The sequence below is a fragment of the Sporosarcina sp. HYO08 genome, from assembly GCF_001563475.1.
Lineage (GTDB): Bacteria > Bacillota > Bacilli > Bacillales_A > Planococcaceae > Sporosarcina.
Window position 1 is genome coordinate 338,094 of the sequence record NZ_LPUT01000028.1, and the last position, 25,108, is coordinate 363,201.

Here is a 25,108-nt window from a genome sequence, read left to right on the forward strand (position 1 = left end):
AATCGGGGAGTGATTTGTACTCACTGATTGCAAATTTCTTTTTTTAACGAAAAATATTTAGTTGAACTTTCTTTAGTTGAATTGATAGAAAAGACTATAAGGGAAAGGTTGAGCTGAATGGATATTGGGCAGATAAGCACGGCGATGGTCACGCCTTTTTCATCTGCAGGTGATGTAGACTTTGATCGTACGGGACAGTTAATTGAACATTTAATCGCGAATGGAACAGATTCGATCGTTGTTTGTGGAACGACTGGAGAGTCTCCGACGCTTACGGTTGATGAGAAAGAAGCATTATTTAAATATACAGTTGAAACAGTTAATAAGCGAATTCCAGTCATTGCAGGTACCGGCACTTTTTCGACAAAAGAAACGGTAAAGCTTACACGTATGGCGGAAAAAGCCGGAGCAGATGGTATTATGCTCGTCGCACCTTATTATAATAAGCCGGATCAGAAAGGGATGTACGAACATTTTAAGCATGTTGCGGGTGAAACCACTTTACCAATTATGCTGTATAATATTCCAGGACGTTCTGCGGTGAATATGCTTCCCGAGACGATTATCGCCCTATCAAAGATTAAAAACATACGTGCAGTAAAAGAAGCGAGCGGCGATCTTGATCAGATGTCGGAAATCATATCCGGAACGGATGATCAATTTTTGGTTTACAGTGGGGATGATGCACTTACATTGCCGATTCTTTCAATCGGTGGAAATGGTGTTGTTTCTGTTGCATCGCACGTGGCTGGTCCAGAAATGCAAAAGATGATTTCATTGTTCAAGAAAGGTCAATTTAAAGAGGCCGCCAAGATTCATCGTGCACTCGTACCATTAATCCATGCACTTTTCGCTACACCCAACCCAGTGCCGGTAAAATATGCATTGAATAAAATTGGCGTTGAAACAGGCGGCGTAAGATTACCGCTTGCTGGTTTCGAAGGCAATAACGATGCTTTCGATGCAGTTTGGGAGTCTTTTAAAGAAAATACCCTCTTCAATTAATGGAGGCCGTAGAGTGTAGACGAAGTCGTATGCTAGACTTCGTCTGCACTCTTTTTAGGTGGAAATTTGTAATTAAGCATTTCTTCAGCCTGATTGAAAATGCTTGCTAAGGAAGGCAGGCTAAGTGCGCGACGTCAAATGGAGGGCGTTCTAGGGACACGCGACATCCTGAAAGTGCCTTAATTTCTGCAAAGTACGCAGAAACACGGCAAATCGAACCCTTCGCTGTTCGATTGGCAACGGATGCATGACCTACATCCTGTAGGCCCCGACGACGGATGCGAGCGTTTGTCAACAGGCTGAGCTTTTTTTATTTGTACAGAGGGAAACACTGCCGTATAATGAAACATAGTCATTATGTGCGGGAAATTTTTAGGAGGAAACAAAGTGGCAAAAATTAAAAATGAAATGATAAAAGTCATTCCCCTCGGGGGAGTCGGAGAAATTGGAAAAGCGATGTATGTCGTCGAAATAGATGATGAATTATTTATTGTCGATTCGGGACTGATGTTTCCAGAAGGGGAAATGCTTGGAATCGACATTGTCATTCCTGATATGACATATGTTGAAGAAAACAAAGAGCGTGTGAAAGGAATCTTTTTAACGCATGGACATGAGGATGCAATCGGTTCAATCGCCTATTTATTGCAAAAAGTCCAAGCACCAGTTTACGGTTCTAAATTAACGATCGCATTGGCAAAGGAACATTTGAAAGAAATGCCAGCACCGTCGAATGTTAAATTTTTTGAAGTGACGAACAAAAGTCGTATGAACTTTAGTAGAACGCATGTAACGTTCTTCCATACAACGCATAGCATTCCAGATTCACTCGGTATCGTATTCCACACGAGCGAAGGTGCGATTGTTCATACAGGTGAATTCAAATTTGACCAGTCCGCAAAAGGCAAATACCGTCCCGATATTGCAAAAATGGCATCGCTTGGTGAAGAAGGGGTCTTCATATTAATGTCGGATTCATCTGAAGCGGAGCGCCCTGGCTATACAACATCCGAATCCGTCATTGAAGCGAGTTTATCAAAAACTTTTCATGGTGTAGAAGGCAGAATTCTTGTGGCCCTTTATGCTTCAAATTTCATTCGAATCCAGCAAGTATTTGACAAGGCATTCGAAACAGGCAAAAAAGTAGCAGTCGTTGGGAAAAGTCTTGAAAGTTACTTTGAAGTTGGTATGAAGCTTGGCTATTTAACAATTGAAGATGATGTTGTGATCCCGGTAAAGGAGATCGATCAGTATGACGATGATCAAATTGTCATTATCGTAACTGGAAACAAAGGTGAACCGCTCGACGCATTGGAGCGAATTGTTCGCAAACATCATAAAGAGATTCGCATCAAGGATACGGACACAGTGCTTATTACGTTTACACCGTCTCCGGGTATGGAAGTGTCGATGTATCAAACGATGAATGACTTGGCAAAAGTCGGCGCGAATGTGTTAACTTCTACGCGAAATGTTCATGTTTCAGGACATGGAAGTCAAGAAGATTTGAAATTCATGTTGAACTTGATGCAGCCTAAACACTTTATTCCAATTCAAGGAGAATACCGAATGCTCATTGCGCATTCAAAGCTTGCTCAAGAAGTTGGACTGCTTAAATCACAAATCTTTATCGCGGATAAAGGCGATATTGTGGAATATAAAAACGAAAAGATGCGGATGAGCGGACGTGTTCAGGCAGGAAATGTTCTCATTGACGGGATTGGTGTTGGGGATGTCGGAAATATTGTTTTAAGAGATCGAAAGCTACTCTCTCAAGATGGGATTTTCACGGTCGTCGTTACACTGAATCGGAAGCAAAAACGAATTGCGGCCGGTCCTGAAATTGTCTCCCGTGGATTTGTTTACGTTCGCGAATCCGAGGAATTATTGGAAGAAGCGTCTAAGCTCGTCAAGAAAATTGTGGAGAAGTATGTGAATAAAGAGACATTCGAATGGACAAACATTAAGCAAGAGATCCGTGATACGCTAAGCTCCTATTTGTACCAACAAACGAAAAGAAGACCAATGATCATTCCAATTATTATGGAATATTAATAACAGATTGTTTTTTGTAGGTTTATACACATATAGACCAGGACCATCAAGGGTTTCCGTGCCGTCTTCGGCGGGGAACCCTTTTTTATAGAAATAGAAAGGGGGATAAAAGTGGCTAAAAAATCATCTAAAAAGAAAAAAAGAAATGTCGCGAAAAATAAAAAGAAAGGCCTACACCCGCTCTGGTATGAAGTATTAGGCCTTTTATTAATCGGTCTTGCCGTTATAATCATTTTTGAGTTTGGCATTGTTGGGCGTTTGTTTTCTTCGTTTTCAAGATTCATATTTGGAAATTGGCACGCTGCGATTCCTTTTTTACTCCTCGTTCAAGCTTTGTACTTGATGATTCAACGGAAAACGGGCGGGTGGAAAAATCGGATTGTAGCCGGCTGTTTGTTTATATTGGCCAGTTTGCTGCTCTTTAGTCATATTCACTTATTTAAGGAATTATATGAAAGCCGTGTACTAATGACGGGTTCAGCCCTCAAAGAAACATGGAAAGTATTGATTATCAATGATGGCGTCGTTTCAAGAAGCGGCGCACTCGGAGGCGGTATGGCGGGTGCGGTGTTATTTGCCTTATTCCATTCATTATTCGATTCCGCAGGCGCAACGGTAGCCGGCATCTTGCTTTTCCTAATCGGTCTTATTTTATTAACCGGAAAAGCGCTTGTTCCGGTCATTGCTGAGCAATTTCCAAAAATCTCACAAGCGATGAAAAAACAAACGCCGAAAAAGAAACAACCTAAACAGCGTTCAACTGAAACTAAAATGACAAGATCAAAGAAAAAGAAAGAAACTGTCATAGAAGAACAAATAGAACCAATTGTACAAACAACAGAAATTGAAGAAGTCGTTGCTCAGCCAATTATTTCCGCATTTAGCGAAAGAATCGATCGATCTTCGCAAGATGAGCAGGAAACCTTAGATGAGGTGCACGCTGAAAGTGAAACGGCAATTGCCAAAGTCGATGAATCTCCAGAAGAAATACCGACTTATTCAGGCGTGGCAGGGGAAGAGGAAAATGAATCGTATGTATTACCGCCTGCATCTTTACTCAAACAAACGCCGCAAAATGACCAATCAAAAGAATTTAATTCTATTCAAGCGAATGCGCAAAAGCTAGAACGAACATTCCAAAGCTTTGGTGTAAAGGCAAAAGTTACTGAAGTATATCTTGGGCCGGCCGTCACAAAATATGAAGTACTGCCCGATACAGGCGTCAAGGTGAGTCGAATTGTCAGTCTTGCAGATGACATTGCGCTTGCATTAGCGGCAACAGGTATTCGGATTGAAGCACCGATCCCTGGAAAATCTGCGGTTGGGATTGAAGTGCCCAACAACGCGGTGGCCGTTGTGAGTCTTCGTGAAGTGATCGAGGCAAAAGAAAATAATCGACCAGAATCTAAACTAATGATTTCGCTTGGGCGAGATGTTACAGGGCAAGCCATGTTGGCCGAGTTGAATAAAATGCCCCATGTGTTAATCGCAGGTTCAACAGGAAGCGGAAAGAGTGTTTGCGTCAACGGTATTATTATGAGTATTTTACTGCGTGCAAAGCCACATGAGGTGAAAATGATGATGATCGACCCGAAAATGGTGGAATTAAATGTTTACAATGGGATTCCCCATTTGTTGGCGCCTGTCGTCACGGATCCGCGTAAAGCTTCCCAGGCACTTCAGAAAGTGGTATCTGAAATGGAAAGACGTTACGAGTTGTTTTCCCATACGGGCACACGAAATATTGAAGGATATAATGATCATATTGACATTTGGAACGAACAAAATGATGAAAAACATCCACGCATGCCCTATATTGTTGTGATCGTCGATGAGTTAGCAGATTTAATGATGGTTGCATCTAGTGACGTCGAAGACTCCATTACAAGATTAGCCCAGATGGCACGGGCAGCAGGCATTCATTTAATTATCGCTACCCAGCGTCCAAGTGTTGATGTCATAACGGGAATTATTAAAGCGAATATACCTTCTCGTATAGCATTTGCCGTATCATCTGCAACAGATTCGCGAACAATTTTAGATGGCGGCGGCGCGGAAAAACTTTTAGGGAGAGGGGATATGCTGTTTCTTCCGGCAGGTGTCTCGAAGCCTGTTCGAATTCAAGGCGCTTTTGTTTCGGACAGTGAAGTGGAGGCAATTGTCGATTTTGTCATTGAACAACAAAAAGCACAATATCAAGAAGAAATGATTCCGACTGAAGTTGTGGAAATTCCTCCACATGAAGAAACCGATGAACTGTATGATGAAGCCGTTCAGCTTGTCACTGAAATGCAAACCGCGTCCGTTTCTATGTTGCAGCGCCGTTTCCGTGTTGGTTATTCGCGTGCCGCCAGGATCGTGGATCAAATGGAAATGCGGGGAGTAGTCGGACCGCCTGAAGGAAGTAAGCCAAGACAAGTGCTGATTGGCAAAGACCAGGCGGATATTCTGTAGTAATCCTTTATTAGGACATAATTGTGTCCAGATTTCGAAATGTGTTACCCTATTTAGGTAAAAACATTTGTTGAATATAGTTTATTTTATAGGATAAAGGTGGTATAGTATGGATGATTAGTAGTGACGTTCAACATCAGAGGTCTGACCACTTAGAGGGGAGGATAAAATGATGCTAAAGGCCGATCAAAGACATTTATACATTCAAGTTATTGATCATTTGAAGAATGATATCGAATCTGGTGTCTTTAAAGAAAATGAGAAACTCCCTTCAGAATTCGAACTTTCTCGGACACTTGGCGTAAGCAGGGCAACTTTAAGAGAAGCATTGCGCGTATTGGAAGAAGAAAAGGTAATCGTTAGAAAACACGGTGTGGGGACTTTTGTTAATCCCCGGCCGTTATTTACAGCGGGCATTGAGCAGCTGTCGAGCGTCTCCACCACAATTCGTGATGCGGGTATGGAACCGGGAACAATTTTTATGGATGTTGATGAAAGTCTGCCTTGCGATAAAATGATGGAAAAATTTAATTGTACGGAAAAAGAAACACTCGTTACAATTAAGAGGGTTCGAACGGCAGATGGGGATCCAGTCGTCTATTGTATTGATCATGTGTTAGCTAAAAATCTTCCGCAAGGGGCAGAAGGACTTTTGAATGATTCTATTTTTGATGCCATTGAAAAATCTGGTGCCATTCGAATTGTACAAGCTCTCGCTCATATAGAACCAATTGGCTATGACAATGAAGCATCATCGATCTTAAGATGCGGGATTGATGTACCATTACTTGCTTTGTTGCAGTATCATTACAGCGAAGATGGGGAAATGGTGCTATTGTCAAAGAATTATTTTCGGGCTGATAAATTCAGTTTCCAAGTAGTACGAAAAAGGGTATAAAACGGTTATGCCGTTATACTAATATAAAAAAACCTTAGGAGGGTTTACTTGTGAAGAAACGTAAATTTGGACTTGCGTTATCCATGCTTTTAGCTGCGGGAACAATTCTTGGAGCTTGTGGGACTGCAACAGACAAAGGAAATGAAAAAGAATCAGATGCAACGGGAACCAACGGCGAAACTGCTGAATTCTCGGTCGCAATGGTTACAGATGTCGGTGGTGTTGACGATAAATCATTTAACCAATCTGCATGGAAAGGTATTCAGGAATGGGGCGCTGAACACAATTTGAACAAGGGTGACGGCGGCTATGATTACTTACAGTCCGTTGACGACTCAGACTATATCCCAAATTTAAATGCACTTGCACGCCGTGATTTTAACTTAGTGTATGGCGTTGGTTTCCTTATGGAAGACGCAATTGGGGAAATTGCCCAGCAGCAAAAAGAAACGGAATTTGCGATTATTGATGGGGTAGTTGAAGAGCCAAACGTTGCAAGCGTTTTGTTTAAAGAGCAGGAAGGTGCTTTCTTAGCGGGTGTAGCAGCAGCTTTAATGTCAGAAACAAAGAAAATTGGTTTTGTCGGCGGAATGGACATTCCAGTTATTGAGCGTTTTGAAGCAGGCTTCGTTGAAGGCGTTAAGGCAGTAGATCCAAGTATTAAAGTTGATATTCAATATACAGGTGCATTTGATAAAGCGGAGCTTGGAAAAGCAACAGCGAATCGCATGTATTCTTCTGATATTGATATCATTTTCCATGCAGCAGGCGGAACGGGTAACGGTGTATTCACAGAAGCAAAAGAACGTAAAAAAGCAGATGCAAATGCAAATGTTTGGGTAATCGGCGTTGACTCTGACCAATACGATGAAGGAAAAGTTGGCGATCATAACGTTACACTTACATCTATGCTAAAACGTGTTGACGTGGCAGTAAAAGACATTGCCAATAAGGCAAAAGAAGGAAAATTCCCTGGCGGTGAAACGATCGTCTTCGGTCTTTCTGATGACGGTGTAGGTCTTGCGGATTCTCGCGGTGCGATTCCCCAAGAGATCTTAGACCAAATCGATGAATATGCACAGAAATTGGCTTCAGGTGAAATTGAAGTACCGGAACATAGACAAAAATAATAGAAAAAGTGGGGATGGCCGGAAAAATCCGGCCTTCCTGCTTTCGTGTGGTTTACAGTTAAGTTAATAAAGGAAAAGGTTTCATAAGTGAAATCTTTTCTTGTATTAATTTACATATAGGCGTTTAAATGGGAAGGCCAGGCTATTGATTATTAAGAAGCAAAGTGAGGAAGTGAGCCGAGTGGAATACGTAATAGAAATGCTAAATATCCGAAAAGAATTCGGTAATTTTATCGCGAATAATAATATTACACTTCAGCTGAAAAAAGGAGAAATCCATGTACTTTTAGGTGAAAATGGGGCTGGGAAATCGACGCTCATGAATGTACTTTTCGGTTTGTATCAGCCGGAGGGCGGGGAAATTCGCGTTCGTGGGAAAAAAGTAGATATTACTGACCCGAACGTGGCAAATGATCTAGGAATCGGGATGGTTCATCAACATTTCATGCTTATTGAAAATTTAACTGTCACCGAAAATATTATTCTAGGAAACGAACCGAAAAAAATGGGTATGATCAACATTAAAGATGCAGCTAAAAAAGTTGCTGAAATTTCTAAGCTTTATGGATTAGATGTAGATCCTTATGCCAAAATTGAAGATATTTCGGTTGGGATGCAGCAACGGGTGGAAATATTAAAAACGCTTTACCGTGGGGCTGATATTTTAATTTTTGACGAACCAACAGCTTCCTTAACACCGCAAGAAATCGATGAATTGATCACAATTATGAAGAAACTTATTGGAGAAGGAAAATCGATCATTTTAATCACCCATAAGCTGCAAGAAATTATGGATGTTTCTGATCGGGTAACGATTATTCGTAAGGGAGAAGGAATCGGTACGGTCATTACAAAAGATACGAATCCTGAAGAACTTGCAACATTAATGGTCGGCCGACAAGTGACGTTTAAAACAGAAAAGAAGCCGGCGCAACCAACAGAGCCTGTCTTACAAATTGAAAATTTAGTCGTGGAAGATTATCGCGGCATTGAAAAAGTAAAAAGGTTAAATTTATCTGTTAGAAGAGGAGAAATTGTTGGCATTGCAGGGATCGATGGTAACGGTCAATCTGAACTAATCGAGGCAATTACGGGTTTAAGAAAAGTAAAGAGTGGAAAAATTTTACTTAACTCAAAAGACATTACCGGAAAGCGACCGCGGGAAATTACGGAATCCGGAGTTGGCCATATTCCACAGGATCGCCATAAGCATGGTCTTGTATTGGACTTTTCTGTTGGATACAATGCGGCACTCCAATCGTATTACCGTAAACCATTTTCGCATAATGGCATTATGAATTATAAAGTTGTTTCAGAAAAAGCGACTGATATTATTGAAGCTTACGATGTTCGGACGCAAGGAGAATTTGAATTGGCACGGGCTTTATCGGGCGGAAATCAGCAAAAGCTGATCATTGGCCGGGAGGTAGAGCGGAACCCGGATTTACTGATTGCTGCACTTCCTACGAGAGGTTTAGATGTCGGTGCGATCGAATTTATCCATAGTCGTCTCATTGAACAGCGTGATAAAGGAAAAGCGGTTTTATTAATCTCGTTTGAGCTTGATGAGGTCATGAATGTATCTGACCAAATTGCCGTCATTTATGATGGAGAGATTGTTGATACAGTCAATCCATTGGAAACGACAGAACAGGAGTTAGGGCTTTTGATGGCTGGACATACGAAAGCAGAAATTGCTGCACAAGCAACAGAGTTGAAAGCAGAGGATGGTCGCGATGTCAAATAGAGTTATAAAGATACTAGTACCTGTCATTTCGATATTTCTCGGTTTACTAGTCGGTGCGATCGTCATGATCTTTAGTGGGTATGATCCGATTGCAGGATATATTGCTTTATGGAATGGAATTTTTGGGGACGTTTATGCAATTGGTGAAACGATTCGGCAAATTAGCCCTTATATTTTAGCGGGTCTAGCTGTTGCTTTTGCATTTCGCACAGGTCTCTTCAATATTGGTGTTGAAGGCCAGTTAATGGTTGGATGGTTCGCAGCCGCATACGTAGGGATGGCTTTTGAATTGCCAAAAGCGATTCATCTACCATTTGCATTAATTGCAGCAGCTGTTGCAGGGGCGCTTTGGGGACTTATTCCCGGTATTTTAAAAGCAACCTTACGTGTACATGAAGTAATCGTAACAATTATGATGAACTACGTTGCGTTACATACAGTCAACGCACTTATAAAAGCAGTATCAGACGGCGGCTATAAAACGGAAAAAGTAAAACCAACTGCTTCTTTACGCTCGGATTTTCTTTCTCAATTAACCGATTATTCTACTTTACACTACGGTATATTAGTTGCACTTGCTATGGTTGTGGTGATGTGGTTTATTCTGGAAAAGACAAAAACAGGATTCGAATTAAAAGCGGTTGGATTTAATGATCAAGCCTCTCAATACGCGGGGATGAATGTTAATCGTAATATTGTTTTATCTATGGTTATATCTGGTGCATTTGCAGGTTTAGGCGGTGCAATGGAGGCCCTTGGGACGTTTGGGAATATGTCTTCACGAGGCGGATTTACTGGTATCGGTTTTGACGGGATTGCTGTAGCATTACTTGGGGCAAACTCTCCTCTTGGCGTCATTTTTGGGGCATCGTTATTTGGCTCTTTAAAATACGGTGCAAACAACATGCCAAATGCGGCGGGTATTCCATTGGAAATTGTATCGATTGTTATCGCGCTCATCATATTTTTTGTGGCATCCGGTTATATTATCCGCGTTCTGCTAACTCGTTTTAATAAAAAGAAGGAGGCAAAATGACATGGGTTTTATGGACGCACTTTATTTTATTATACCAATGACCATATCTTATGCAGCGCCTCTTATTTTCACTGCGATCGGCGGGGTTTTTTCAGAACGTTCCGGGGTCGTCAATATTGGACTCGAAGGCTTAATGGTAATGGGCGCTTTTGTTGGCATCGTTTTTAACTTGTTTTACGTTGATCAATTGGGCGCATGGACGCCTTGGATTGCACTTATTGTTGCCATGATTGTTTCGGCAGTTTTTGGGATTTTGCATGCGGTCGCATCTATTTCATTCCGGGCAGACCAAGTTGTTTCTGGGGTCGCGATTAATATGCTCGGTATTGCGATCGCATTATTCTCTGTGAAAATGATCTTTGGAAAAGGACAGACTGATTTTATTGAACGCAGTATTCCGTTGTTTAACGTGCCGATCCTGCAAGATATTCCTGTGTTGGGTCCTATGTTATTTAAAGGAATTTATGGTTCTTCCATTATCGCGGTGCTTGTAGCAGTCGCGGCGTGGTTTATTATTTATAAAACACCATTTGGTCTAAGACTTCGCTCGGTTGGGGAGCACCCGATGGCGGCCGATACGATGGGGATTAATGTTGCAAAGGTTCGCTACATTGCGGTTATCATTTCCGGCGGTCTTGCCGGGATTGGCGGTGCAGTTTATGCGCAAACGATGACGAATGATTTTGGACATGCTACCATTAATGGCCAAGGGTTTATGGCACTTGCTGCGATGATCTTTGGAAAATGGCATCCTATTGGTGCAATGGGTGCTGCACTATTTTTCGGATTTGCCCAAGCATTGGCGATTAGTTCTTCCGGCATTTCTTTTATGGAAAAAGTTCCGGCAGTCTATTTGCACATTTTACCTTACGCATTGACGATTCTGGCGTTAGCTGGATTCATTGGCAGGGCCAATGCACCAAAAGCAAATGGACAACCATATATTAAAGGTAGTCGTTAACTTTAGTTGACCTACGATTCGTAAGGCTGTCGAAATGATTCCAAAATGAGGAATTTCGGCAGCCTTAGGTTTGTTATTTGCACTATTTACCAAATGGAATGTATAGTGAAGTAAGGATTTCGCATATTAACGAAAACAGAGGTGTTTGTATGTTCAATAAAGTCGAACTTCAAGAAGGTGTTTCTTTATACATTCGTCAATCAGACCAGTTTAAAACAATTAATTTTTCAGTAAAATGGAAAACATGTCTAGACGAGAGTAAATCAGCACATCGTGCAGTACTAGCAAATGTCCTACAAGATTCGAACAGTCGCTATAAAACTCAAAGTGAGCTTAGAAAAGCATTAGATGAACTTTATGGCACAATTATTTACACAGATGCGGCAAAAAGAGGGGATACGCATATGGTATCGCTCTATGCGGAATGTGTAAATGATGAATTTGTGAACGGTGACGGGGTAGTTGACCAAGTACTTGAATTGCTGCGAGCAGTTATTTTTGAACCGAATTTTGTGAATGGACAATTTGACGAATCAATTGTAGGACGGGAAAAACGTTCCGTCAAAGAGCGAATTCGTTCACTTTACGATGATAAAACGAGATACGCACAAAAAAGAATGCTGGAATTACTAAGACCCAATAGCCCGGCATCCGCTTCTTCAAATGGAACTGAACAAAGCATCGACGCGCTAACTTCCGAACAACTGCTAGAAGCATACAACAAGATGATCCAAGAAGACGAAATTGACATTTATGTTGTAGGGGATATAGACATAAATTCAATTACTGAAAAAATCCAAAAGCTTTTCCCATTCCAAGCTAGACCCGCTAGAAAAAGAATGACACCCGAACAAATGACGGGGAAAGATGTCGGGAAAGTAAAGCATATTAGAGAAAAGCAAGAGATGAAGCAAGGAAAACTGCATATCGGATTTAGTACCCCTATTACGTTGCAACATCCTGATTTTGCAAAAATGCAAGTGACGAATGGCGTTTTTGGCGGCTTTGCACATAGTAAGTTATTTATGAATGTACGCGAAAAGGAAAGTATGGCGTACTATGTATCAAGTTCTTTTGCCTCCCACTATGGACTCGTTTATGTCATGGCGGGAATTGACGCAAACTTGGAAGAGAAGGCCGTGCAATTAATTCAAGAGCAATTAGATGAACTGCGAAATGGCAACGTAACGGAGCTTGAGCTTGAACAAACAAAAGCACTTCTTTCTAATGGTATTAAAAGTGCTTTCGACTCACCTAGAGGACAAATTGAAGTTTTCGATCAATTTAAAGAGTTGGATGAACATTTTACTGCTGAAAAGCTTATTGCTGGATGGGAAGCAGTAACAAAAGAAGAGATTCAAAAGATGGCATCTAACATCAAATTGGAAATCATCTATTTGTTATCTGGCAAGGAGGCATTAACTGATGAATAAAATTCAATTTGATAATATACAGGAAACACTCTACACAAAAACGCTTAGCAACGGTTTAACAGTTTATATTTTGCCGAAGCGGGGATTTTCAAAAACGTTTGTGACGTTTACAACGAAATACGGTTCGATTGACCGTATGTTTGAGCCGCGTGGAAAATCCGAAGTTGTGACAGTTCCAGACGGAATCGCCCATTTCCTAGAGCATAAGATGTTTGAAAAAGAAGATGGTGATGTTTTCCAGAAGTTTAGTGTAAATGGGGCTTCTGCCAATGCATTTACTTCTTTTACAAGAACCGCTTATTTATTCTCAGCGACTGACAAGCTATATGAAAATACGGAAGTTCTGCTCGATTTTGTACAAGAACCGTATTTCACTGAAAAAACAGTTGAAAAAGAAAAAGGAATCATTGCTCAAGAAATTACGATGTATGATGACCAACCTGATTGGCGGCTCTACTTCGGGACAATTGAAAATATGTTTCATGAGCATCCCGTAAAAATTGATATCGCAGGAACTGTTGAGTCCATTCAGCATATAACAGCTGATCACTTGTATGAATGCTACAACACATTTTATCATCCATCCAATATGGTTCTATTTGTGGTTGGTGCCGTTGACCCGGATGAAATGATTCCATTTATCGAGAAGAATCAGAATGGCAAAAAATTTGAGGCGCCGCATACGATTACCCGTGAATTTCCAACCGAACCAGACACTGTTGCCATCAAAGATCGGACGCTGACAATGGATGTGACGAAGCCGAAGCTTAATGTTGGCATGAAGTGCAATCATACGAATATTGAGGGAGAGGAAATGCTCATCCATGAATTATCATCTGCCCTCGTACTTGATGTATTATTTGGCAGATCCTCAACATTTTACACCGAGGCATATGATGAGGGACTCATTGATGAATCTTTCTCGTATGATTTTACAATGGAAAAAGGTTTTGGTTTTGCGATGGTTGCATCGGATACAGATCAACCAGAAAAGTTGAAAGAAAAAATCCTGCAGACAATGAAAGACATGCGAACGAAGGGGCAAATTTCGGATGAGGAATTAGATCGCTTGCGCAAGAAAAAAATCGGTCAGTTCGTCCGATCATTAAATTCACCAGAATTTATAGCGAACCAATTTACGCGCTATACGTTTAATAAAATGAACTTGTTTGACGTCGTGCCGACATTAGAAAAGCTCACAATGAAAGATCTGCAAAATGCCTTCCAGTCAATTGCGGATGAAGGCGGCCATTCCGTCTATACGATTCTTCCGTCTGATCAAGCGCAATGAAGCAAAATAGGTATTGTCTTGTATTAGGTGCATCCGGCGGGATAGGTTCTGCTATTTGCAAAACGCTTGCCGCATCAGGCTGGTCGATCTATTTGCATTATTACCGCGGGCATCAAAAAGCATTGCAGTTACAGGCAGAACTTCAAAGGGATTATCCTTTGCAAAGTTTTGAAACGATCTATGCAAATTTGGCGTTGGATGAAAGTGCCGAGCTGGTTGCAAACCAAGCTCGGCATGTCCGTGCGATTGTCGTTGCAAACGGTCAGGCAGTCGTTAAACTATTAACGGATACGACAACCGAGGAAATGAGCGCGTTATGGAAGGTGCATGTTCAAACCCCTGCCCGCTTAATCAGCTTACTATCCCCGAAATTACGCCATTTCGACACGTCTTATGTGACATTTATCGGCTCAATTTGGGGAGAGACGGGTGCGGCGAGTGAAGTAATGTATTCTGCTGTAAAAGGGGCACAGCACGCGTTTGTTAAGGCGTACGCAAAAGAATCAGCCTACTCAGGGATACGAGTAAACGCAGTTGCTCCGGGTTGGATTGGCACAGAAATGAACGATGTGATTTCTGATGAGGATCATCAGCTGGCAATGGAGGAAATTCCATTACGGAAGATCGGGCAACCAGAGGATGTAGCGGAAGCCGTGAACTTTTTAATGAGCGGAAAAGCAAATTATATCACAGGAGAGGTCTTAAAGGTGAACGGTGGTTGGTATACATAATAACGCAGACATTCGAGAAATGATTCACTATCATTCATTCTTTTTTCCTTTTCTAAATGACTTGTATCCGCTATGATGGAACTAAGTTGCAGGTTGCGCGTCATATTTAAGGGGATTTTGTCGAAGGGTTATTTGATATGTGCTGTATTCAACTGATTCAATGGGAAATCTCCGCTTCAAGCTAAGAATTTTTCATAACTGACATATTGGAAAAGGGGTGTGTCGAATGGGTCAGTGGTATTTAGAATATGAAATTCAGGTAAACCGTCCAGGACTTCTAGGTGATATCGCATCTTTACTCGGAATGCTTCGGGTCAATATTGTAACAATAAATGGTGTTGCCGGCGGGCATCGCGGTATGCTGTTACGAACGGAAAATGATGATCAAATTGAACGGTTTGCTCAAATTGCGTCTACGATGGATACGATCAAAGTAAAAAAAATACGCGAACCCAATCTGCGGGATATTCTTGCAGTTCGTCACGGCCGCTATATTCAGCGGGATGTCGATGAACGAAAAACGTTTCGTTTTGTGAGAAGTGACTTAGGTATTTTAGTCGACTTTATGGCTGAGATTTTTAAACAAGAAGGGCATAAGCTTATTGGCATACGAGGGATGCCGCGTGTCGGAAAAACAGAATCCGTAGTAGCTGCAAGTGTTTGTGCGAATAAGAAATGGATTTTTCTTTCTTCTACGATGATCAAACAAACAGTAAGAAGTAACTTAATGGGTGACGAATTTTCAGAGGACAACATTTTCATACTAGATGGCATTGTGACGCGACGAGCAGAAGATGAGCGTCATATGCAGCTCGTTCGGGAAATGATGCGCATGCCGACGATTAAGGTTGTAGAACATCCAGATATGTTTGTACAACATTCCGAATATAATATGGATGATTTTGATTATATTATTGAATTAAGAACCGATCCGGAACAAGAAATTACATATGAAATGTTGGAGAAAAACCATATGATGTCCGACCGGGGGACAATGGGGGGATCGGGCTTATTCAACTTTTGATAGGCAGGTGTTTTTGGTGACCGGATTAGGTGATCGCCTAAAAGAGGCGAGAACGAAAAAAGGCTATACACTCGAAGATTTACAAGCAATTACCAAGATACAAAAACGGTACCTTTCCGGTATCGAAAACGAAGATTACAGCACGATGCCGGGCTCTTTCTATGTCCGGGCTTTTGTTAAGCAATATGCTGAGGCGGTGGGCCTGGACCCCGATGAAATGTTGGCTTTGTATAAGGATACAGCACCCCAGTCAATTCCCGACGAAGAGGCCCCACAGCCCGCGACACTTACACGCAAAAAGGGTCTGAAGAGTAGCAATCAATTCAATGAAATAATGCCGAAAATCATTGTGGCATTATTTATCATTGTGATTATTGTCGTCGTATGGACACTTTACTTGCATAAAGCGGCACCCTCTAAAAATGGCGTAGATGATGTAAAGACGGAAGAGCCATTAACAGTGGAAAATCCGAAGTCGGATCCTCAGCCACCAGAAAATAGCGTTGCTGAAGAGGATGCGGATGAAGAAGCGAAGGAAGAAGAGGAAGTACCTGAGGTAATTCCGCAAACATTGGCATTTGAAAGTGCTAGTGGGGAAACTTCTTTATACAAGCTGTCAAATGCAGACGCCTTTCAGCTTGAAATTCGTTTGACAGGTGGTTCTTGGATTGGCGTGAGGGACAATACAGGGAAAGAATGGATGACGCCTGCACGTGTTATGAATGCAGGGGATGTCATTGAGTTTGACCTCAGTCAAATAAGTAATGCACGTATTCGTGTTGGCCGCCCAATGAGTACTGAAATTTATGTGAACGGTGAAAAGCTTGAATATGGTGTAGCACCACAGCCAACCGTTCCGCAAAACATCGTCATTGAATACGAAAAGTAACGAAGGGACTGTCCTAGAAGTGCCTGGCACCACCATATACTGTTAATGTAGGATCAAGTTTTTATTTCCGATACTGCATTTAGTGTTGAATGGTGCCTGGCTCTTCGTATTGGGACAGCCTTTTGCTTTGAAAGGACTGATAGTAAATGAATTTGCCCAATAAAATCACAGTATCTCGTGTTTTATTGATCCCAATTTTTATGATTTTCATGCTTGTTGACTTCGGTTTTGGTACCGTTAGTGCTGCCGGAACCGTAATTTCAATTGAGCATCTCATTGGCGGTTTAATATTTATCTTTGCTTCTGTAACGGATTGGCTTGATGGATATATCGCAAGGAAATACAATCTTGTCACGAACATGGGAAAATTTCTTGATCCTTTAGCCGATAAATTACTCGTCTCGGCAGCATTTATTATACTCGTTGAATTGGGCTCCGCACCCTCCTGGATTGTAATCGTCATTATTAGCCGAGAATTTGCCGTAACAGGTTTGCGCTTAATATTAGCCGGCGGCGGTGAAGTTGTAGCGGCGAATATGCTAGGGAAAATTAAAACAACCGCACAAATTTTAGCGATTGCTTCTTTATTGTTCAATAATATCTTTTTTGAATCGATAGGGGTGCCGTTTGGCATGATTATGCTGTATATTGCGCTTCTCTTTACAGTGTGGTCCGGTTATGACTATTTTTATAAAAATAGACGTGTATTGCTCGATTCAATGTAAGGGGGAGGTTTTTTCGTGAAAGCGGAAATTATAGCTGTAGGCTCTGAGTTGTTGCTTGGACAAATTACAAATACAAATGCAAAATTTATCTCTTCACGACTTGCAGAAGTTGGTATTGACGTCTATTATCATACTGTTGTCGGGGATAATCCAGCTAGGTTGGAAGATGCAGTAAAAGTGGCACAGCAGCGTGCTGACCTACTTATTTTTTCTGGCGGATTGGGACCGACAAAAGATGATATGACAAAAGAGTCCATCGCAAAATGTCTGGGTGCAGCACTCGTTAGCGACAATGAGGCATTGCGTTATATTGAAAGTTATTTTATGCGAAGCGGGCGTGCGATGACGGAAAATAATAAGAAACAGGCACTTGTTTTAGAAGGTTCCATCGTTTTACCGAATAAAAATGGCATGGCACCTGGAATGGCTTTAACAAAAGAAGGACGCCAATATATACTTTTGCCGGGACCACCACACGAAATGGAACCGATGTTTGAACAGGAGGCAATCCCTTATTTACTAGGTGCGACAGGGAAAAAAGAAGTTATATTGTCCCGGGTACTGAAATTCTATGGCATTGGGGAAGCAGAGCTTGAATTCCGTGTGCAAAAGATTTTAGAAAAACAAACGAATCCAACGGTTGCTCCTCTTGCCACTCCGGACGCGGTTACATTGCGCCTAACAGCGAAGGCTCGTTCACAGGAACAAGCTGAACAGCTGATCGCACCGGTAGAAGCACAAATTCGTCAACTTGTTGGGGAATTCATATATGGTATTGATGAGGATACACTGCCTTCAAAAGCAGCCGAAATTTTAAAACGAAACGGTTGGACAATATCAGCGGCAGAAAGCTTAACAGCTGGAATGTTTATGGCGGAGTTGGGCGGCGAATCTGGAATTAGTTCCACCCTCCAAGGGGGTACCGTCGTTTACAATGAAAAAATGAAAGTTGAGCTGTTAGGCATACACCCAGAAGTATTATCCGCGCACGGTATTGTCAGCTCGGAATGTGCAGCTGCCCTAGCAGAATCTGTTCGAAAAAAATATAACTCAGATATTGGGGTTGGTTTAACGGGGGCGGCAGGGCCGGATCCGCATGACGGTCAACCAGCCGGTACAGTATGGATCGGTATTGCATTCAAAAATGAAGCAGCAGTAACCTTCAAACTTCTCTTGTCGGGTTCTAGAAATGCCAACCGCATACGCGCCACTCGTTTTGCACTTTACTACCTCATTCAATATTTGAAAGAAAAAGAAGGCCAAAATTAATTTTTGCCCTCAAATCTCATTTAAAATGTGATTTTAAGCGAGATTCTCATTTAAAACGCCTATTCGTGAAAAATAAATCGAATAGGCGTTCGTTTTTTTCTTGAGTATTTTTTAAAAAAGGAGTATAGTAAGGGAAGAGAAAAAAACAAATCGAGTACATCGAGGAGGAATTATTTGTGAGCGATCGTAAAGCCGCATTAGATATGGCATTAAAACAAATTGAAAAGCAATTCGGAAAAGGCTCTGTTATGAAGCTCGGTGAACAAACCGATCGGGAAATCGCCACATCATCCAGTGGCTCGTTGGCACTTGACGCTGCACTAGGTGTAGGAGGCTATCCACGCGGTCGTGTTATTGAGATTTACGGTCCAGAGAGTTCTGGTAAAACGACAGTAGCTCTACATGCAATTGCAGAAGTCCAAGCTTCTGGTGGACAAGCCGCATTCATCGATGCCGAACATGCGCTCGATCCTATTTATGCCCAAAAACTAGGTGTTAATATAGATGAACTACTTTTATCTCAACCAGATACAGGGGAGCAAGCGCTTGAAATTGCCGAGGCGCTTGTGCGAAGTGGAGCGATTGACATTATCGTTGTAGACTCCGTTGCAGCGCTAGTACCAAAAGCGGAAATCGAAGGTGAAATGGGCGACTCTCACGTCGGCTTACAAGCCCGTCTCATGTCCCAAGCACTGCGTAAGCTTTCTGGTGCGATTAACAAATCGAAAACAATTGCTGTTTTCATTAACCAAATCCGTGAAAAAGTGGGCGTCATGTTCGGTAACCCGGAAGTGACTCCAGGTGGGCGTGCGCTAAAATTCTATTCTTCTGTTCGTCTAGATGTACGCCGCGGTGAGGCTATCAAGCAGGGGAATGATATTGTTGGAAACAAAACGCGTATCCGCGTCGTAAAGAATAAGGTGGCGCCGCCATTTAGAACTGCCGAAGTGGATATTATGTACGGTGAAGGGATTTCCAGAGAGGGCGAAATAATCGACCTGGGCGTAGAAGTGGAAGTCGTTCAAAAGAGTGGGTCTTGGTATTCATATGAAGGTGAAAGACTTGGTCAAGGACGGGAAAATTCAAAACAATTCTTGAAAGAAAATCCAAAGGTTCGTGCAGAAATCGCCAATAAAATTCGAGATTCTTATGGACTGGCCGCAAGCAACTATATCATTGCGGGACATGACGAAGATGAAGACGATGAGGAATTGGCGCTTCTTTTGGAAGAAGAAAAATAATTTGAAAAGCTAAGTTTAACATGCCGATTTATCTTTAATAGAAGAGATAGATCGGTATTTTTTGAATTGTGTAAAAGTATGTTTTTTTGTATATGTCCAATCCTTGACAGGTTAAATGTACATCGATACAATTAGAGTGTATATTTCTATACTATAAAATTGATTTTGGCAGTATGTTGTACGTTGATATACGAGCCGACTGAAAATGAAAAGAATAGCAAGAGGAGGTGACCTCGATGGTAGAAATCATCATCTCCGCTTTGCTCGGTCTAATCGTCGGTGCAGTTGTTATCTATTTTGTTATTAAGAAAGTGAACGATTCAAAAGTGAAGGGTGCCAAAGACTCGGCCGAATACATCGTCGAAGAGGCGAAACGCGAAGCGGAGGCAATGAAAAAAGAGGCACTGCTGGAAGCAAAGGATGAAACTCACAAACTGAGAATTGAAGCGGAAACAGAGATCCGTGAAAGAAGAGCGGAACTGCAAAAACAGGAAAACCGTCTTTTACAACGGGAAGAAAATCATGACCGCAAAGATGAGGCTCTCAACAAAAGAGAAGCGAGTCTGGAGCGCAAAGAAGAAGCGCTAGCCGGAAGACAACAGCATATCGAAAAGATGGAGCGCAAGGCGGAAGAGCTCGTTGCCGTTCAGCAAACGGAACTTGAAAGAATATCGTCACTCACTCGGGATGAAGCGAAACGCCTCATTCTAGATGAAGTCGAAAAAGAGCTATCTACAGATATCGCCGTCATGACAAAAGAAGCGGAACTACGCTCAAAAGAAGAAGCAGACAAGAAAGCGCGTGAAATTCTTTCACTTGCCTTACAGCGTTTTGCGGCAGACCATGTTGCCGAAACAACGGTATCCGTTGTGAACTTGCCGAATGACGAGATGAAAGGTCGTATTATTGGACGGGAAGGTCGTAATATCCGAACACTTGAAACGTTAACGGGAATTGACTTAATCATTGATGATACACCAGAAGCAGTCATTTTATCTGGCTTTGATCCAATTCGTCGGGAAACTGCTCGACTTGCACTTGAAAAATTAGTGCAAGACGGCCGAATTCACCCCGCACGTATTGAAGAAATGGTCGAAAAATCGAGACGTGAAGTAGACGAGCTCATCAGGGAAACAGGAGAGCAAACGACGTTCGATATCGGCATTCACAATCTACATCCAGATTTGATAAAAATCTTAGGAAGATTACGCTTCCGTACAAGCTATGGACAAAATGTCTTAAAGCATTCTACCGAAGTCGCCTACTTAGCAGGGCTTTTAGCAGCTGAATTAGGTGAAGATGTAACGTTAGCACGAAGAGCAGGTCTCCTTCACGATATTGGAAAGGCAATTGATCATGAAGTAGAAGGAAGCCACGTGGAAATCGGTGTTGAATTAGCAACGAAGTACAAAGAACATCCCGTTGTCATAAACAGTATTGCATCGCATCACGGAGATACAGAAGCAACTTCCGTCATTGCAGTGCTTGTTGCTGCGGCAGATGCTTTGTCTGCGGCAAGACCGGGAGCACGCAGTGAAACGCTTGAAAACTACATTCGTAGACTTCAAAAGCTTGAAGAAATATCCGAATCCTATGATGGTGTTGAAAAATCATTTGCCATTCAGGCGGGACGCGAAGTGAGAATCATCGTCCGACCTGACCAAATCGATGACATTACAGCACACCGTCTTGCAAGGGACATTCGGAAACGTATCGAGGAAGAACTTGATTATCCAGGACATATTAAAGTGACTGTGATCCGGGAGACAAGGGCAGTCGAATACGCAAAATAAATAAAAGGGGGCGTCCGGAGAGATCGGAGCCCCTTTTTCAATTTGAGAAGAATGAAAGAGGTTGAAAAATGAAATTATTATTTATTGGGGACATCGTAGGATCACCAGGACGGGAAATGGTATTTGACTATTTGCCACGTTTGAAAAGAAAGTATAATCCGGATGTGATCATTGCAAATGGCGAAAATGCCGCATCTGGACGAGGCATTACAAAAGCGATATTCGATGATTTGCTTCGCGCGGGCGTGGATGTTATCACAATGGGGAACCATACATGGGATCATAAAGAAATTTATGATTTTATCGACGATACGGATTATCTTATTCGTCCTGCTAATTTTTCTGAAGAAGCACCTGGAAAAGGGATGACAACTATTTCTAGAAATGGTGTCACGCTATCGATAATTAATTTACACGGCAGAACTTTTTTACCACCGCATGAAGATCCTTTTAAAGTGGCGGATGAGCTCATTGCACAAGCAAAAGAGTTATCACCTTTAGTATTTGTTGACTTTCATGCAGAGGCAACGAGTGAAAAAATTGCCATGGGCTGGCATCTGGATGGACGGGCATCTGTTGTTGTCGGTACGCATACACATGTACAGACCGCCGATGATCGAATTTTACCCGGAGGTACCGCCTATCTCACAGACGCTGGAATGACGGGACCTTATGATGAAATATTAGGCATGAAAAAAGAAGATGTCATTTATCGTTTTCGAACAAATCTTCCTGTACGCTTTGAAGTACCAAAAAAAGGTCGGGGACAATTAAATGGCCTTTATGTCGAACTAAATGACCAAACTGGAAAAGCACTTCAAATAGAACGGATAGCGATCAATGAAGATCGGCCATTCAGGGGATAACCGCGTCTAAATGACTTCCTTCAATCATAGGATGGTCTATGGAGTGATGTGTTCCATAGACATCGGAAAATAAGGAGGAATTATGGTGAATCCATTGAAAGTATCATCACGCTCGAATCCGAATTCAGTTGCCGGTGCTCTCGTCGCAGTCGTTCGAGACCAGGGCTATGCTGAAATGCAAGCAGTAGGAGCTGGCGCACTCAACCAAGCAGTCAAAGCGATCGCAATTGCAAGGGGCTTCGTTGCTCCAAGTGGTGGAGATCTCGTTTGTGCACCCGCATTCACCGATATCGAAATAAATGGGGAAGGTCGAACAGCGATGAAGCTGCTCATTGAAAAAAGACCAAGATAATCAAGAAAATAAAGACCACGGAAATATTTCCAGTGGTCTTTTTGTATGGAAAGAATGAACTGTGACAAAGATCCGACAATACGACCTTTGCTTGTACACGAACCCTATATTCACGTATAATGGATTCGTATGTTCATTGAAAGAAACGTTTTCAAAGTACATGATCAAATAGATAAAACATAAAGTGAAGCTACCTCCCGCGAGTTTGTTAGAAAGGGGATTTAATTTAACATGAACGAAGAACAACGTCTGCAACAAGGAGACATCAAGCCGGAACCCCAAAAGAGTCAAGAGAAGGACTATAGTCAATATTTCCAAACAGTCTATACGCCGCCTTCTTTAAAAGATGCAAAAAAACGTGGGAAAGAAGAAATTGCTTACCACGACGATTTTAAAATAGATGAACGTTTTCGTGGTATGGGCAATGGCCGGAAATTTTACATACGAACATACGGCTGCCAAATGAACGAGCATGACACGGAAGTTATGGCGGGTATTTTCATGGGGCTTGGGTATGAACCAACCGATACTGTAGAAGATGCGAACGTCATTTTACTGAACACATGCGCCATTCGTGAAAATGCAGAAAACAAAGTGTTCGGGGAACTGGGTCATTTAAAACCTTTAAAACGAGAGAATCCAGATATTTTAATCGGGGTTTGCGGCTGTATGTCGCAAGAAGAGTCTGTCGTCAATAAAATATTAAAGACGTATGACCAAGTCGATATGATTTTTGGAACCCATAATATTCATCGTTTGCCAAACATTTTACACGAGGCTTATTTATCGAAAGAAATGGTCGTGGAAGTTTGGTCAAAAGAAGGGGATATTATTGAAAACCTTCCGAAAGTGCGTCACGGTTCTATCAAAGCATGGGTTAATATTATGTATGGCTGCGACAAGTTTTGTACGTACTGTATCGTACCGTTTACACGCGGGAAAGAGCGAAGCCGAAGACCGCATGATATTATTCAAGAGGTTCGGCAACTGGCAGCACAAGGTTATAAAGAAGTCACATTGCTTGGCCAAAACGTCAATGCGTACGGAAAAGACTTTGAAGACTTGGATTACCGTTTTGGTGATTTAATGGATGATCTTCGGAAAATTGACATTCCGCGTATTCGTTTTACAACGAGCCACCCGCGTGATTTTGATGACCACTTGATCGAGGTATTGGCAAAAGGTGGAAACCTCGTCGATCATATTCATTTACCGGTTCAATCAGGTTCAAGTGAGATATTAAAAATCATGTCCCGTAAATATACACGTGAACATTTCCTAGACCTCGTTCGGAAAATTAAAGAAGCGATTCCTAATGTGACGCTTACAACAGACATTATTGTCGGCTTCCCGAATGAAACGGACGAGCAATTTGAAGAAACAATGACATTGTACGAGGAAGTAGGTTTTGACATGGCCTTCACGTACATTTATTCACCGCGTGAAGGGACGCCGGCGGCAAAAATGATAGACAATGTGCCAATGGAAGTGAAAAAAGAGCGTCTTCAGCGTTTAAACAAGCTTGTCAATGATACTTCGGCAGAAGCAATGATGCCATATAAAGGAAAAATTGTACAAGTACTCGTTGAAGGGGAAAGTAAGAAAAATCCGGATGTACTCGCAGGTTATACAGAGAAAAATAAGCTTGTGAACTTTAGAGCACCTCAATCGGTAATTGGGAAAATTGTAAATGTAAAAATAACAGAGGCCAAAACTTGGTCATTAGACGGCGAGTTTATCGATGTCGTAGAAAAGGACAAGGTGATATTGTAATGGAAAAGCTTTTTACAAAGGAAGAAATCATAGAAAAAGCACGAGAAATTGCAGACATGATTGCCAATACAGAAGAAGTTGAGTTTTTCAAGCGGGCAGAAGCGCAAATTAATGAAAACCAAAAAATTCGTGAAAACATTGCAAGCTTGAAATCGTTACAAAAACAAGCTGTAAACTTCCAACAATATGGAAAAGAACGCGCAATGAAAATTATTGAAGATAAAATTGCGAAAATCGAAAATGAAATAGACGAAGTTCCAATTGTCACAGAGTTTAAACAGTCACAGCTAGAAGTAAACGACCTGCTGCAACTTGTAGCGAACACGATTTCTAACTGTGTGACAGATGAAATTATTCGTTCCACAGGCGGTAATCTTGAGCGCGGAGAGACTGGTTCTTACGTAGAAAATACGACGAAGTCATGTTAACACAATG

Annotated in this window: 21 protein-coding genes; all 21 read left to right on the forward strand. The window is 41.8% G+C overall.

Features of this window, described 5'->3' with window-relative positions; all coding sequences use genetic code 11:
• The first annotated feature begins 117 nt into the window (after positions 1-117).
• The 21 genes from dapA to AU377_RS13155 all read left to right on the forward strand — a co-directional run bounded on the left by dapA (position 118) and on the right by AU377_RS13155 (position 25,101).
• Positions 118-1,005 carry a 4-hydroxy-tetrahydrodipicolinate synthase gene (gene dapA / locus AU377_RS13055; protein ID WP_067408205.1) on the forward strand — a complete coding sequence of 296 codons (888 nt, stop codon included), beginning with the start codon at positions 118-120 and terminating at the stop codon, positions 1,003-1,005.
• A gap of 387 nt (positions 1,006-1,392) precedes the next feature.
• The gene (locus tag AU377_RS13060) at positions 1,393-3,060 is read left to right on the forward strand and encodes a ribonuclease J (protein ID WP_067408206.1); all 1,668 of its coding nucleotides are present in this window, start codon (positions 1,393-1,395) and stop codon (positions 3,058-3,060) included.
• A 111-nt stretch (positions 3,061-3,171) separates the two neighbouring features.
• Complete coding sequence (locus AU377_RS13065) at positions 3,172-5,514, forward strand: DNA translocase FtsK (RefSeq protein ID WP_067408207.1); 2,343 nt, start codon at positions 3,172-3,174, stop codon at positions 5,512-5,514.
• Positions 5,515-5,683: 169 nt separating this feature from the next.
• Entirely contained in the window at positions 5,684-6,412 is a 729-nt protein-coding gene (locus AU377_RS13070) for a GntR family transcriptional regulator (RefSeq protein WP_067408208.1), read from the forward strand.
• A gap of 50 nt (positions 6,413-6,462) precedes the next feature.
• On the forward strand, positions 6,463-7,542 hold the full coding sequence (locus AU377_RS13075) for a BMP family protein (RefSeq protein WP_067408209.1): 1,080 nt from the start codon (positions 6,463-6,465) through the stop codon (positions 7,540-7,542).
• A 181-nt stretch (positions 7,543-7,723) separates the two neighbouring features.
• Positions 7,724-9,289: an ABC transporter ATP-binding protein gene (locus tag AU377_RS13080; RefSeq protein ID WP_067408210.1), complete on the forward strand. Its 1,566-nt coding sequence runs from the start codon at positions 7,724-7,726 to the stop codon at positions 9,287-9,289.
• The gene (locus AU377_RS13085; RefSeq protein WP_067408211.1) at positions 9,279-10,325 is read left to right on the forward strand and encodes an ABC transporter permease; all 1,047 of its coding nucleotides are present in this window, start codon (positions 9,279-9,281) and stop codon (positions 10,323-10,325) included. The genes AU377_RS13080 and AU377_RS13085 overlap by 11 nt, the downstream gene beginning before the upstream one ends.
• 1 nt (position 10,326) lies before the next feature.
• The gene (locus AU377_RS13090) at positions 10,327-11,286 is read left to right on the forward strand and encodes an ABC transporter permease (RefSeq protein ID WP_067408212.1); all 960 of its coding nucleotides are present in this window, start codon (positions 10,327-10,329) and stop codon (positions 11,284-11,286) included.
• Positions 11,287-11,435: 149 nt separating this feature from the next.
• On the forward strand, positions 11,436-12,719 hold the full coding sequence (locus AU377_RS13095) for a pitrilysin family protein (protein WP_067408213.1): 1,284 nt from the start codon (positions 11,436-11,438) through the stop codon (positions 12,717-12,719).
• Complete coding sequence (locus AU377_RS13100) at positions 12,712-14,010, forward strand: pitrilysin family protein (RefSeq protein WP_067408214.1); 1,299 nt, start codon at positions 12,712-12,714, stop codon at positions 14,008-14,010. The genes AU377_RS13095 and AU377_RS13100 overlap by 8 nt, the downstream gene beginning before the upstream one ends.
• Complete coding sequence (locus tag AU377_RS13105; protein WP_067408215.1) at positions 14,007-14,741, forward strand: SDR family oxidoreductase; 735 nt, start codon at positions 14,007-14,009, stop codon at positions 14,739-14,741. Before AU377_RS13100 ends, AU377_RS13105 begins: the two co-directional genes overlap by 4 nt.
• 226 nt (positions 14,742-14,967) lie before the next feature.
• Positions 14,968-15,765, forward strand: coding sequence for a DUF3388 domain-containing protein (locus AU377_RS13110; protein ID WP_067408216.1), 798 nt, complete (start codon positions 14,968-14,970; stop codon positions 15,763-15,765).
• Between the two features lie 16 nt (positions 15,766-15,781).
• On the forward strand, positions 15,782-16,654 hold the full coding sequence (locus AU377_RS13115; RefSeq protein WP_172794065.1) for a helix-turn-helix domain-containing protein: 873 nt from the start codon (positions 15,782-15,784) through the stop codon (positions 16,652-16,654).
• A gap of 146 nt (positions 16,655-16,800) precedes the next feature.
• Complete coding sequence (gene pgsA / locus AU377_RS13120) at positions 16,801-17,379, forward strand: CDP-diacylglycerol--glycerol-3-phosphate 3-phosphatidyltransferase (RefSeq protein WP_067408218.1); 579 nt, start codon at positions 16,801-16,803, stop codon at positions 17,377-17,379.
• 15 nt (positions 17,380-17,394) lie between these two features.
• Positions 17,395-18,648, forward strand: a complete 1,254-nt coding sequence (locus tag AU377_RS13125; protein ID WP_067408219.1) for a competence/damage-inducible protein A — start codon at positions 17,395-17,397, stop codon at positions 18,646-18,648.
• A gap of 176 nt (positions 18,649-18,824) precedes the next feature.
• Positions 18,825-19,889 (forward strand): recombinase RecA, encoded by a 1,065-nt coding sequence (gene recA, locus AU377_RS13130; RefSeq protein WP_067408220.1) that lies wholly within the window; start codon positions 18,825-18,827, stop codon positions 19,887-19,889.
• 236 nt (positions 19,890-20,125) lie between these two features.
• On the forward strand, positions 20,126-21,682 hold the full coding sequence (gene rny / locus AU377_RS13135; protein ID WP_067408221.1) for a ribonuclease Y: 1,557 nt from the start codon (positions 20,126-20,128) through the stop codon (positions 21,680-21,682).
• 68 nt (positions 21,683-21,750) lie between these two features.
• On the forward strand, positions 21,751-22,548 hold the full coding sequence (locus AU377_RS13140) for a TIGR00282 family metallophosphoesterase (RefSeq protein ID WP_067408222.1): 798 nt from the start codon (positions 21,751-21,753) through the stop codon (positions 22,546-22,548).
• 85 nt (positions 22,549-22,633) lie between these two features.
• On the forward strand, positions 22,634-22,900 hold the full coding sequence (locus AU377_RS13145) for a stage V sporulation protein S (protein WP_067408223.1): 267 nt from the start codon (positions 22,634-22,636) through the stop codon (positions 22,898-22,900).
• 231 nt (positions 22,901-23,131) lie between these two features.
• Positions 23,132-24,673, forward strand: coding sequence for a tRNA (N6-isopentenyl adenosine(37)-C2)-methylthiotransferase MiaB (gene miaB, locus AU377_RS13150; protein WP_067408224.1), 1,542 nt, complete (start codon positions 23,132-23,134; stop codon positions 24,671-24,673).
• A complete protein-coding gene (locus AU377_RS13155) occupies positions 24,673-25,101 on the forward strand; it encodes a RicAFT regulatory complex protein RicA family protein (RefSeq protein WP_067408225.1) in 429 nt (142 codons plus the stop codon). The genes miaB and AU377_RS13155 overlap by 1 nt, the downstream gene beginning before the upstream one ends.
• The last annotated feature ends 7 nt before the right edge of the window (positions 25,102-25,108 follow it).

Bases quoted from the DNA above. Each gene is read 5' to 3' on its own strand.
- AU377_RS13070 (WP_067408208.1), top strand. From the start codon at position 5,684: ATGATGCTAAAGGCCGATCAAAGACATTTATACATTCAAGTTATTGAT.
- AU377_RS13100 (WP_067408214.1), top strand. From the start codon at position 12,712: ATGAATAAAATTCAATTTGATAATATACAGGAAACACTCTACACAAAA.
- AU377_RS13085 (WP_067408211.1), top strand. From the start codon at position 9,279: ATGTCAAATAGAGTTATAAAGATACTAGTACCTGTCATTTCGATATTT.
- pgsA (WP_067408218.1), top strand. From the start codon at position 16,801: ATGAATTTGCCCAATAAAATCACAGTATCTCGTGTTTTATTGATCCCA.
- miaB (WP_067408224.1), top strand. From the start codon at position 23,132: ATGAACGAAGAACAACGTCTGCAACAAGGAGACATCAAGCCGGAACCC.
- AU377_RS13090 (WP_067408212.1), top strand. From the start codon at position 10,327: ATGGGTTTTATGGACGCACTTTATTTTATTATACCAATGACCATATCT.
- rny (WP_067408221.1), top strand. From the start codon at position 20,126: ATGGTAGAAATCATCATCTCCGCTTTGCTCGGTCTAATCGTCGGTGCA.
- AU377_RS13095 (WP_067408213.1), top strand. From the start codon at position 11,436: ATGTTCAATAAAGTCGAACTTCAAGAAGGTGTTTCTTTATACATTCGT.
- AU377_RS13110 (WP_067408216.1), top strand. From the start codon at position 14,968: ATGGGTCAGTGGTATTTAGAATATGAAATTCAGGTAAACCGTCCAGGA.
- AU377_RS13105 (WP_067408215.1), top strand. From the start codon at position 14,007: ATGAAGCAAAATAGGTATTGTCTTGTATTAGGTGCATCCGGCGGGATA.
- AU377_RS13140 (WP_067408222.1), top strand. From the start codon at position 21,751: ATGAAATTATTATTTATTGGGGACATCGTAGGATCACCAGGACGGGAA.
- dapA (WP_067408205.1), top strand. From the start codon at position 118: ATGGATATTGGGCAGATAAGCACGGCGATGGTCACGCCTTTTTCATCT.
- AU377_RS13155 (WP_067408225.1), top strand. From the start codon at position 24,673: ATGGAAAAGCTTTTTACAAAGGAAGAAATCATAGAAAAAGCACGAGAA.